The 11091-nt window shown below is 60.0% G+C and carries 10 protein-coding genes; 7 read left to right on the plus strand and 3 right to left on the minus strand.

Translation table 11 applies throughout. The features are described 5' to 3' along the window. Nucleotides 1-141: 141 nt before the first annotated feature. Nucleotides 142-1569 (plus strand): exodeoxyribonuclease I, encoded by a 1428-nt coding sequence (sbcB, locus tag ACW9IN_RS12775; protein WP_457366206.1) that lies wholly within the window; start codon nt 142-144, stop codon nt 1567-1569. A gap of 90 nt (nt 1570-1659) precedes the next feature. On the opposite strand, the gene mvaT is transcribed toward sbcB, so the two are convergent. Further along, nucleotides 1660-2034 carry a histone-like nucleoid-structuring protein MvaT gene (mvaT, locus tag ACW9IN_RS12780; protein WP_016970296.1) on the minus strand — a complete coding sequence of 125 codons (375 nt, stop codon included), beginning with the start codon at nt 2032-2034 and terminating at the stop codon, nt 1660-1662. Nucleotides 2035-2382: 348 nt separating this feature from the next. On the opposite strand from mvaT, the gene purU reads away from it, so the two are divergent. Together purU and ACW9IN_RS12790 are read left to right on the plus strand one after the other, a co-directional pair. Then, the gene (gene purU, locus ACW9IN_RS12785) at nt 2383-3231 is read left to right on the plus strand and encodes a formyltetrahydrofolate deformylase (RefSeq protein ID WP_457366207.1); all 849 of its coding nucleotides are present in this window, start codon (nt 2383-2385) and stop codon (nt 3229-3231) included. An 82-nt stretch (nt 3232-3313) separates the two neighbouring features. Further along, a complete protein-coding gene (locus tag ACW9IN_RS12790) occupies nt 3314-3484 on the plus strand; it encodes a hypothetical protein (protein WP_457366208.1) in 171 nt (56 codons plus the stop codon). Between the two features lie 34 nt (nt 3485-3518). Here ACW9IN_RS12790 and ACW9IN_RS12795 read toward each other — a convergent pair whose 3' ends face one another. Continuing rightward, a complete protein-coding gene (locus ACW9IN_RS12795; protein ID WP_457366219.1) occupies nt 3519-3683 on the minus strand; it encodes a hypothetical protein in 165 nt (54 codons plus the stop codon). 57 nt (nt 3684-3740) lie between these two features. Between ACW9IN_RS12795 and ACW9IN_RS12800 the strand changes: the two genes are divergently transcribed. Continuing rightward, a complete protein-coding gene (locus tag ACW9IN_RS12800) occupies nt 3741-5219 on the plus strand; it encodes a helicase HerA-like domain-containing protein (protein ID WP_457366218.1) in 1479 nt (492 codons plus the stop codon). A gap of 3 nt (nt 5220-5222) precedes the next feature. Here the strand turns inward: ACW9IN_RS12800 and ACW9IN_RS12805 are convergent, their stop codons facing one another. Further along, nucleotides 5223-5678 (minus strand): DUF721 domain-containing protein, encoded by a 456-nt coding sequence (locus ACW9IN_RS12805; RefSeq protein ID WP_457366209.1) that lies wholly within the window; start codon nt 5676-5678, stop codon nt 5223-5225. Between the two features lie 307 nt (nt 5679-5985). Between ACW9IN_RS12805 and secA the strand changes: the two genes are divergently transcribed. The 3 genes from secA to ACW9IN_RS12820 all read left to right on the plus strand — a co-directional run bounded on the left by secA (nt 5986) and on the right by ACW9IN_RS12820 (nt 11026). Continuing rightward, entirely contained in the window at nt 5986-8721 is a 2736-nt protein-coding gene (gene secA, locus ACW9IN_RS12810) for a preprotein translocase subunit SecA (RefSeq protein ID WP_457366210.1), read from the plus strand. A gap of 123 nt (nt 8722-8844) precedes the next feature. Beyond that, nucleotides 8845-10062: a bifunctional glutamate N-acetyltransferase/amino-acid acetyltransferase ArgJ gene (gene argJ, locus ACW9IN_RS12815; protein WP_457366211.1), complete on the plus strand. Its 1218-nt coding sequence runs from the start codon at nt 8845-8847 to the stop codon at nt 10060-10062. 19 nt (nt 10063-10081) lie between these two features. Beyond that, complete coding sequence (locus ACW9IN_RS12820) at nt 10082-11026, plus strand: Nudix family hydrolase (protein WP_457366212.1); 945 nt, start codon at nt 10082-10084, stop codon at nt 11024-11026. The last annotated feature ends 65 nt before the right edge of the window (nt 11027-11091 follow it).

Genomic DNA, 11091 nt, shown 5'->3' on the forward strand with positions numbered 1-11091 from the left:
TTGGAGACACGGATGCTAGCAGTGTCGACGGTGGAAGCAACCACTCAAGGCTTTGCTGGATATTTGTACAGTTCAGGTATCGCTGGCCCTGGAGGCTGTCCAGCACCTAGACTTTGCGGATCTTCAGTACAGGAATAGCCCGTGACCACTCTTTTCTGGTACGACTATGAAACCACCGGCATCAGCCCGCGCAGCGATCGTCCGCTTCAGGTCGCCGGCATTCGTACCGACCTTGAACTCAATGAGGTCGGGCCGCCGGTCAATCTTTATTGTCTGCCCAGTGATGACATCCTGCCTCATCCGGCGGCCTGTGCGATAACCGGGATTACCCCGGGGATACTGGCCGAAAAGGGGTTGGCCGAGGCCGACTTCATGACCCGCGTGCATGCCGAATTGGCCGCGCCGGGCACGTGTGGCGCCGGCTACAACACATTGCGATTTGACGATGAAGTGACGCGTTACAGCCTCTATCGCAATTTTTTCGACCCGTACGCGCGGGAGTGGCAGGGCGGCAACAGCCGCTGGGATTTGATCGATGTGGTGCGCACGGCTTATGCGTTGCGGCCAGAGGGCATTGTCTGGCCCGAGCAGGAGGGGCGAGTCACGCTCAAGCTGGAGCGTCTGACGCACGCCAACGGTATCGATCATGGCCAGGCGCACGATGCCTTGTCGGACGTACGCGCCACTATTGCCCTGGCGCGGCTGATTCGCGAGAAACAGCCCAGGCTCTACGACTGGCTGTTTCAGTTGCGCAGCAAACAGCGGGTCATGGACCAGGTGCGATTGCTGCAACCCATGGTGCATATCTCCGGACGGTTTTCCGCCGAGCGTCATTATCTGGGGGTCGTACTGCCGTTGGCCTGGCACCCGCGCAATCGCAATGCGTTGATCGTCTGCGACCTGGGCCTGGATCCCCGGGGGCTGCTGGAACTGGATGCCGATACGCTGCGCCGCCGTCTTTATACCCGTCGCGATGACCTCGCCGAAGGCGAGCTGCCTGTACCGCTCAAGCTGGTGCATATCAACCGCTGCCCGGTGGTTGCGCCATTGAGCGTGCTGCGGGCTGAAGATCGTGAGCGCCTGCAACTGGATATGGCGATTTGTCAGGAGCGCACGCTGCGACTAACTGACGCACAGAAAGTTTGGGGCGACAAGTTGGCGGCGATTTATGCCGAGGAGGATTTTGCACCGAGCGCAGATCCGGAGCAGCAGCTCTACGATGGTTTTATTGGTGATCGAGATCGCCGCTTATGTGAGCAAGTACGGAGCGCAGAGCCTGCACAATTAGCCCATCAGCAATGGCCGTTTGATGATCATCGTTTGCCTGAATTGCTGTTTCGCTACCGTGCTCGCAACTTTCCCGGCACCTTGAGCGAGGAAGAACAAGAGCGCTGGCGGCTTTTTTGCCAGCAACGTTTGTCGACCCCTGAATGGGGGGCACCGAACACCCTTGGAGCATTTAAGCAGGCGCGGCAGGAGTTGCTCGGTAGTGCTACACCGTTTCAGCGTCAGGTATTGGATCAATGGCAGGAGTATGCAGATTCTTTGGCGCTTCGCCTGGGACTGTAATCGAGTAACCGAGAGTATTCGGAAAATAAAAAAACGCCAGCAAGCTGGCGTTTTTTATTAGGGCGGACTCAAGTGCAAGCTCTGTTGTGCTTAGCCCAGCAGGGTAGCCCAGCCTTCCACCACGTCGCCGCCCCACTTGGCTTTCCACTCTTTCAGGGTTTTGTGGTTGCCACCTTTGGTTTCAATCACTTCGCCGTTGTGCGGGTTTTTGTATTGCTTGACCTTGCGAGCACGTTTGGTGCCGGTAGTTTTTACAGCGCCACGCGGTGCTTTAACTTTCGACTCCGGATCCAGCAGCGCAATGATATCGCGCAGGGATTTGGAGTACTCACCCATCAGGGCGCGCAGTTTGCCTTCGAATTCCAGCTCGGTTTGCAGTTTGTCGTCTTGGGACAGGTTCTTCAAACGGGCTTGCAGCTCTTTGATCGCTTCTTCGGTGGCACGGTATTCGTTGATCAGAGACATGTGGATATACCTTGTGTAAAGCGCTGATTGGCAGGGAAGTGGCCTAATAATAGTCAGGCAATTTCTGCAAGTAAACATGTAAGAGTGTATTTATGTGAATTGCTTTGATTGTTTTGGAAATGCCCTGCAATCGAATTAATTAGTAGGTCGTATGCCCGAAGATAATTTTCTTAAACCCTGGGATATTGCTCGAGTCACTGCGGGCGCTTCATATAGCGGTGGTAAAACCATACGCTATTAAGGGGCGTAGCCAGGTCGAGACACCAGAATAAGCGCCAAGGAATACTGCAGTTTTTCTGCGTAATCGCTAGAATGACCGCCTTTGCGAAGTTCTGGAGTTTTCCCCTAATGCGCACTTTTCGGCTGGTGATCGCTTGCCCGGACCGGGTTGGCATCGTTGCCAAAGTCAGTAACTTTCTGGCCGCCCACAATGGCTGGATCACCGAGGCGAGCCATCACTCGGACAATCTCAGCGGTTGGTTCTTCATGCGTCACGAAATTCGTGCCGATTCGCTGCCCTTCGGTCTTGAGGCCTTCCGCGAGGCCTTCGCGCCGATTGCCGAAGAGTTTTCGATGACCTGGCAGATCACCGACACCGAGCAGAAAAAACGCGTGGTGTTGATGGCCAGCCGTGAATCCCATTGCCTGGCCGACCTGTTGCACCGCTGGCACAGTGATGAACTGGACTGCGAGATCGCTTGCGTGATCTCCAACCACGACGACCTGCGCAGCATGGTCGAATGGCACGGCATCCCGTACTACCACGTACCGGTCAATCCTCAGGACAAGGAGCCGGCCTTCGCCGAAGTCTCGCGGCTGGTCAAGCAGCACGCAGCCGATGTGGTGGTGCTGGCGCGCTACATGCAAATCCTGCCGCCGGAACTGTGCCGTGAATACGCCGGCAAGGTGATCAATATCCACCACAGCTTCCTGCCGTCGTTCGTGGGCGCCAAGCCTTACCACCAAGCCTCTCTGCGCGGTGTGAAGCTGATTGGTGCAACTTGCCACTATGTGACCGAAGAGCTGGATGCCGGTCCGATCATCGAGCAGGACGTGGTACGCGTCAGCCACAGCGACAGTATCGAAGACATGGTGCGTTTTGGCCGGGATGTCGAGAAGATGGTCCTGGCCCGTGGCCTGCGTTACCACTTGGAAGACCGCGTGCTGGTGCACGGCAACAAGACCGTCGTGTTCTGATCGGCGGTTTTGATTGAAGAACACAGGGCCTGGGCGTTAAATCGTCCCAGGCCCTTTTTCTTTGCCCCCAGAGGACTGATCGATGAGTGATCCATTGGACAAAGCCACCTCAAAGGCCCCGGCGACGTTGGGAGAGGGTTGTTTGAGCCGATTCGACCCGGACGAGCTGGACAGTGAGGATGGCACCGATTTTCCCGGTGCCGCCGAGTTGTGGGAACGGGAGCAGCGCAAGCGTAAGACTGAAGAAGAATGACAGCCCGCCGCCGAGTGAGCGGCGGGCTGCTGGATCAGATGCGGAAACTGCCCACCAATTGTTTCAGGCGTGCGGCCTGTTGTTCCAGGTCGGTGCAGGCTCGCAGGGTGGCTTGCAACGCCTCGATCACCGTTTCGCTGTCTGGCAGCGCAGATTTTTGTTCAACGCCTGTAGCGTCCGCTAAGGTCTTTATATCCAAGGCGCGATCTTGTGGAAGCGCGCCAATTCGCACTAAAGATTAACCATGGGTGACGAAATGCCTGACTCCACGCAACTCCTTATCGGTGCCGACCTTGGCGGTCAGCCCATCGGCCAGTCCATGCGCCTGGCCAACCGTCACGGGCTCATCGCGGGCGCCACGGGCACGGGCAAGACCGTTACGTTGCAGCGTCTGGCCGAGGCCTTCAGCGATGCAGGCGTTGCGGTATTCGCAGCAGATATCAAGGGCGACCTGTGCGGCCTCGGTGCGGCGGCCACGCCCCAGGGCAAGGTGGCTGAGCGCATCGCCGGAATGCCTTTCCTGAACTACACGGCCAAGGCTTACCCCGTCACGTTGTGGGATGTGCACGGGCAGTCCGGTCATCCCTTGCGCACCACCCTCAGCGAAATGGGGCCGTTGTTGCTCGGCAGTCTGCTGGAACTGACTGACAGCCAGCAGTCGGCCCTGTACGCCGCCTTTAAAGTGGCAGACCGCGAAGGCCTCTTGTTGCTGGACCTCAAGGACCTCAAGGCACTGCTCAACCATTTGCGCTATCACCCGGAGTTGCTGGGTGAAGATGCTGCGCTAATGACCACCGGCTCCAGTCAGGCGCTGTTGCGGCGCCTGGCGGTGCTGGAGCAGCAGGGCGCCGAAGCCCTGTTCGGCGAACCGGCCCTGCAGCTTGAAGATATTCTGCACCCCGCCGCCGACGGTCGCGGGCGCATTCACTTGCTGGATGCCAGCCGCCTGGTGCATGAAGCGCCCAAGGTGTATGCAACGTTTCTGTTATGGCTGCTGGCGGAGTTATTCGAGCAATTGCCTGAGCGGGGCGATGCTGACAAGCCGCTGCTGGCATTGTTCTTCGATGAAGCTCACTTGTTGTTTGCCGATACGCCCAAGGCGTTGCAAGACCGTTTGGAACAAGTGGTGCGTTTGATTCGTTCCAAAGGTGTCGGGGTGTATTTCGTCACCCAGTCCCCGGGCGACTTGCCTGACACCGTGCTGGCGCAGCTGGGGTTGCGGATCCAGCATGGTTTGCGGGCGTTCACCGCCAAAGAGCAGAAGTCCTTGAGGGCAGTGGCGGATGGTTTTCGGCCCAACCCCGAGTTTGATGCCTTGTCGGTGCTGACCGAGCTGGGGACGGGTGAGGCGCTGGTGGGCACCTTGCAGGAAAAGGGCACGCCGGAGGTGGTACGGCGCGTGCTGGTGGCGCCGCCGCAATCGCGAATCGGGCCGCTCAGTGATGCCGAGCGTGCGGCGCTGGTCGCCAGTTCGCCCTTGCAGGGGCGTTACGACAAACCGATCGACCGGGAGTCGGCCTACGAAGTGTTGATGGCACGCAAGGAATTGGGGCCGACCGAGGAGGCCAAGCCGGCCGGCGAGGAACCGAGCTTTACCGACAAGGCTGGCGCCTTCCTGGGCACCACCGCCGGCAAGGCGCTGAAATCGGCGATGCAACAGGCCGCCAATCAGATGGGACGGCAACTGGTGCGTGGCTTGCTGGGCTCGTTGCTGGGTGGCAGCAAGCGCAAATAACGTTCAGGGTTTGGGCTTGGCGTGGGCGGCCAGCCGCTCCAGCGCCGCGCGCAAACCCGGATCGCTGATGCCGCTGGCGGTTTCCTGCAGGGTTTCGGCGGCGTTCGTGGACAGGTCCGGCGCGTGCCCGGCCGGCACCGGCGGGGTCGTGGGGGGCTGTACGCGGAACTGGATGCGCCGCAGGTTGGCGAACTCATCGAACACCATCAGCTGGCGCAGCAGGCGTTTTTGCTGATAGCGCAGGCGGGTCGCCCAATGACCGTCGGTGACGATCAACAGCAAGTCACCTTCGCGCAAAGAGGCCACATGGCAGTGTTCCCGGGCAGCGGGTTGCAGTTGGCTGTCAAGCAGGCGTTGCAGGCGGCCCAGGCGTTGGGCATGCCCGAAAATGGCTTTTAACGGTCTGGCTTCGCGAAGCAACACGGCGGGTGCGCGGGCTGTGATAGGGCGAAATGCCATTGTTGGACACCTTAAGTAACAGAGCTGCCATCTTAGCAGAAAGCGCTCGTATTCCCCGTTGGGACACGTCCCGACAGGACTTTGCCGGTGAAATCAATCGGTAACTTCTGCGCCGCATGGGTTGAAGTTCCGGCAAAAGCCCTTATTTTAAACAAGCCCTCTCACAGCACCATGCCAGCATCGGGGAACAACGCCACTTTCCTCACCCACGAATCCGGGTAGAATGCGCGTTCGCATGCGGCCGTGAGGGCTGCTCGGGCCACTGACGGTGCGCCCTCCATCCCTATGTGTGGAAGAACCTGCCGATATGTTTGCGCCTTTGTTAAAGAAACTTTTTGGAAGCAAGAATGAGCGCGAAGTCAAACGCATGCTCAAGACGGTGCAGCTGGTCAATGGCCTCGAAGAGCAGATGGTTGCTCTGTCGGATGAGCAATTGCGCGCCAAGACCCAAGAGTTCAAGGCCCGCATAGCCAAAGGTGAAACCCTCGACAAGCTGCTGCCCGAAGCCTTTGCGGTTGCCCGTGAAGCCGGCAAGCGTGTCATGGGCATGCGCCACTTCGACGTCCAGTTGATCGGCGGCATGACCTTGCATGAAGGCATGATTGCCGAAATGCGTACCGGTGAAGGCAAGACCCTGGTGGCGACCCTGGGCGTTTACCTCAACGCACTGTCCGGCAAGGGCGTGCACGTTGTGACGGTGAACGACTACCTGGCCCGCCGTGACGCCAACTGGATGCGCCCGCTCTATGAATACCTCGGCCTGACCGTCGGTGTGGTGACGCCATTCCAGCCGCCCGAAGAGAAGCGCGCCGCCTACGCCGCCGACATCACCTACGGCACCAACAACGAATTCGGTTTCGACTACCTGCGCGACAACATGGCGTTCAGCATGGAAGAAAAATTCCAGCGCGAACTCAACTTTGCCGTGATCGACGAAGTCGACTCCATCCTGATCGACGAAGCCCGTACTCCGCTGATCATCTCCGGCCAGGCCGAAGACAGCTCGCGCCTGTACACCGAAATCAACAAGCTGATCCCGCGCCTGACCCAGCACGTCGAGGAAGTGGAAGGCGTGGTGACCAAAGAAGGTCACTTCACCATCGACGAGAAGACCCGTCAGGTCGAGCTCAACGAGTCGGGCCACCAGTACGTCGAAGACATGCTGACCCAGATCGGCTTGCTCGCAGAAGGCGAAAGCCTGTACTCGGCGCACAACCTGGGCCTGCTGACCCACGTGTATGCCGGCCTGCGCGCCCACAAGCTGTTCCACCGCAACGTCGAGTACATCGTCCAGGACGGCCAGGTCGTGCTGGTCGACGAACACACCGGTCGTACCATGCCGGGTCGCCGTCTGTCCGAAGGCCTGCACCAGGCCATCGAAGCCAAGGAAAACCTCAACATCCAGGCCGAAAGCCAGACGTTGGCGTCCACCACCTTCCAGAACTACTTCCGTCTGTACAACAAGCTGTCCGGCATGACCGGTACGGCGGACACCGAAGCGTTCGAGTTCCATCAGATCTACAACCTGGCCGTGATGGTCATTCCGCCGAACAAGCCGTTGGCGCGTAAAGACTTCAACGACCTGGTATTCCTGACCGCCGAAGAGAAATACGCGGCGATCATCAACGACATTAAAGAAGGCATGGCCCAGGGGCGTCCGATCCTGGTGGGTACCGCAACCATCGAGACCTCCGAGCACGTATCGAACCTGCTCAACAAGGAAGGTATCGAGCACAAGGTCCTCAACGCCAAGTTCCACGAAAAAGAAGCCGAGATCATCGCCCAGGCCGGTCGCCCAGGCGCGCTGACCATCGCCACCAACATGGCCGGTCGTGGTACCGACATTCTGTTGGGCGGTAACTGGGAAGTGGAAGTGGCCTCCCTGGAAAGCCCGACCCCCGAGCAGATCGCCCAGATCAAGGCTGACTGGCAGAAGCGCCACCAAGCCGTGCTGGAATCCGGTGGCTTGCAGGTGATCGCGTCTGAACGTCACGAGTCGCGCCGTATCGACAACCAGTTGCGTGGTCGTGCCGGTCGTCAGGGTGATGCCGGTTCGAGCCGCTTCTACCTGTCCCTGGAAGACAGCCTGATGCGCATCTTCGCCTCGGACCGGGTGAAGAACTTCATGAAGGCCCTGGGCATGCAGTCCGGCGAGGCGATCGAGCACCGGATGGTGACCAACGCCATCGAGAAGGCCCAGCGCAAGGTTGAAGGCCGCAACTTCGACATCCGCAAACAATTGCTCGAGTTCGATGACGTCAACAACGAACAGCGTAAAGTGATCTATCACATGCGTAACACGTTGCTGGCGGCCACCAACATTGGCGAAACCATTGAAGACTTCCGTCAGGATGTATTGAGCGCTACCGTCAGCGCGCACATTCCGCCGCAGTCCCTGCCTGAACAGTGGGATATTGCCGGCCTGGAAGCGTCGTTGAAGAGCGACTTCGGCGTCGACTTGCCGGTTCAGCAATGGCTGGACGAAGACGACCACCTGTACGAAGAAACCCTGCGCGAAAAACTGCTGGCCGCCCTGCTGGTCGCGTACAACGAGAAAGAAGAGCAGGCGAGCGCCGAAGCGCTGCGCACCTTCGAGAAGCAAATCGTACTGCGTGTGCTGGACGATCTGTGGAAAGACCATCTGTCGACCATGGACCACCTGCGTCACGGTATCCACTTGCGTGGCTATGCCCAGAAGAACCCGAAGCAGGAGTACAAGCGCGAGTCGTTCACGCTGTTCTCCGAATTGCTGGACTCGATCAAGCGCGATTCGATTCGCGTGCTGTCCCACGTCCAGGTGCGTCGCGAAGACCCGGCCGAGGAAGAAGCCCGTTTGCGTCAAGAGGCCGAGGCGCTGGCCGCGCGCATGCAGTTCCAGCATGACGAAGCCCCGGGCCTCGAGCAGCCGGAAGTGTTGGGCGAAGAGGTCGACGTGGCCCTGGCCCAAACTCCGGTGCGCAACGATCAGAAGCTGGGCCGCAACGAACTGTGCTGGTGCGGTTCGGGCAAGAAGTTCAAACACTGCCACGGCGAAATCAACTAAGATTTTTGCCTGACACTGCAATACCTTGCGCCGCGACTGGCCTTTGCCGTCGCGGCGTTTTGCCATTAATTTCACCGTCGAGTACGACGGCACAGACATCACCACATTTTAAGGAGCGCATTCATGGCTGTTGGTCTTGGTCCTTTGCCCACATTGCACCCGGTTGCCGGTTTTGAACTCGGTATCGCTTCGGCCGGCATCAAGCGTCCGGGGCGAAAGGACGTGGTGGTGATGCGCTGTGCCGAAGGTTCGACCGTTGCCGGTGTGTTCACCCTCAACGCCTTTTGCGCTGCGCCGGTGATCCTGGCCAAGCAGCGTGTGGCCGGCAACATCCGTTACCTGCTGACCAACACCGGCAACGCCAACGCCGGTACTGGCGAGCCTGGCCTGGTGGCCGCCGCGCGCACCTGCGCCAAGCTGGCCCAACTGGCCGGTGTGGATGCCAGCCAGGTGCTGCCGTACTCCACCGGTGTGATCGGTGAGCCGCTGCCGGTGGAAAAGATCGAAGGTGCGCTGCAAGCCGCGCTGGACGACCTGTCTGTGGATAACTGGGCGGCCGCGGCCACCGGCATCATGACCACCGACACCCTGCCGAAAGGTGCGAGCCGCCAGTTCGTGCACGACGGCGTGACCGTCACCGTCACCGGTATCAGCAAGGGCGCGGGCATGATCCGTCCGAACATGGCCACTATGCTCGGTTACATCGCCACTGACGCCAAAGTCTCTCGCGACGTGCTGCACAGCCTGATCCTGGACGGCGCCAACAAGTCGTTCAACCGCATCACCATCGACGGCGATACATCGACCAACGATTGCTGCATGCTGATCGCCACCGGCCAGGCCAACCTGCCGGAAATCACCGAGGCCAGCGGCCCGCTGTTCGCCGCATTGAAGCAGGCGGTGTTCGAAGTGTGCATGGACGTGGCCCAGGCCATCGTGCGTGACGGTGAGGGTGCCACCAAGTTCGTCACTGTTGAAGTCAATGGCGGCGGCAATCATCAGGAATGCCTGGACGTGGGCTACACCGTGGCGCATTCGCCGCTGATCAAGACCGCGCTGTTCGCCTCCGACCCGAACTGGGGGCGCATTCTTGCCGCCGTGGGGCGTGCCGGTGTGCCGGATCTGGATGTGAGCAAGATCGACGTGTTCCTCAGCGGTGTATGCATTGCCAGCCGCGGCGCTCGTGCTGAGACTTACACCGAAGCCCAGGGATCGGCGGTGATGCAGCAGGAAGAGATCACCATCCGTATCGAGCTGGGTCGCGGCGATTGCAGCGAAACCATCTGGACCACCGACCTGTCCCACGAGTACGTGAAGATCAATGCGGAATACCGCACCTGATAGCCAGAGGGAAAATGCGGTGAAGCGAGTGCATGTAGCAGCAGCGGTGATTCGGAGCGTCGACGGCAGGATTCTGCTCGCGCGCCGCGCCGATACCCAGCACCAGGGCGGCCTCTGGGAGTTTCCCGGGGGCAAGGTGGAGGCGGATGAGTCGGTCTCTGCCGCGCTGTCCCGCGAGTTGCAGGAGGAGCTGGGTATCCAGGTCACCACCGCGCGACCGTTGATCAAGGTTCAGCACGACTACCCGGACAAACAGGTTTTGCTGGATGTCTGGGAAGTCTCGTCGTTCACCGGCGAACCCCATGGCGCCGAAGGGCAGCCGCTGGAATGGGTGGCCCCTCGGGACCTGCTCGACTATGAGTTCCCGGCGGCGAATGCGCCGATTGTGGCTGCGGCACGTTTGCCGGCTGAATACCTGATCACGCCAGGAGAGCTGGAAACCCCGACGCTGTTGCGTGGCATCCAGAAAGCCATCGCCGGCGGAATCAAGTTGGTCCAGCTGCGTGCGCCCAACGGTTACGACCCCAAGTACCGTGATCTGGCGGTGGACGCGGTGGGCTTGTGTGCCGGCAAGGCGCAACTGATGCTCAAGGGGCCGTTCGAATGGCTGGGTGATTTTCCTTCCGCCGGCTGGCACATGACTTCGGCGCAACTGCGCAAGTACGCGAGCAAGGGTCGCCCGTTCGGCAAGGACCGCTGGTTGGCGGCGTCTTGCCATAACGCCGAAGAGCTGGCCCTGGCCGAGCAGATGGATGTGGATTTTGTCACGCTGTCGCCGGTGCAGCCGACCCAGACGCATCCCGATGCACAACCGCTGGGTTGGGAACAGGCGGCGCAGTTAATCAGTGGGTTCAGCAAGCCGGTGTTCCTGCTGGGCGGGGTAGGACCGGCTGAGCGTGAGCAGGCTTGGGAGGCCGGGGCTCAGGGGGTGGCAGGCATTCGGGCGTTCTGGCCTGAGGCTTGATGGCGTTCTGAGGGGCCTCATCGCAGGCAAGCCAGCTCCCACATTTGATTTGTGCATACATTCAA

It is taken from the genome of Pseudomonas sp. SDO5271_S396, from assembly GCF_054071795.1.

Excerpts from the sequence above, each read along its gene's own strand:
- mvaT (WP_016970296.1), bottom strand. The coding sequence starts at position 2,034 with ATGTCTCTGATCAACGAATACCGTGCCACCGAAGAAGCGATCAAAGAG.
- purU (WP_457366207.1), top strand. The coding sequence starts at position 2,383 with ATGCGCACTTTTCGGCTGGTGATCGCTTGCCCGGACCGGGTTGGCATC.
- ACW9IN_RS12790 (WP_457366208.1), top strand. The coding sequence starts at position 3,314 with ATGAGTGATCCATTGGACAAAGCCACCTCAAAGGCCCCGGCGACGTTG.
- ACW9IN_RS12800 (WP_457366218.1), top strand. The coding sequence starts at position 3,741 with ATGCCTGACTCCACGCAACTCCTTATCGGTGCCGACCTTGGCGGTCAG.
- ACW9IN_RS12805 (WP_457366209.1), bottom strand. The coding sequence starts at position 5,678 with ATGGCATTTCGCCCTATCACAGCCCGCGCACCCGCCGTGTTGCTTCGC.
- secA (WP_457366210.1), top strand. The coding sequence starts at position 5,986 with ATGTTTGCGCCTTTGTTAAAGAAACTTTTTGGAAGCAAGAATGAGCGC.
- argJ (WP_457366211.1), top strand. The coding sequence starts at position 8,845 with ATGGCTGTTGGTCTTGGTCCTTTGCCCACATTGCACCCGGTTGCCGGT.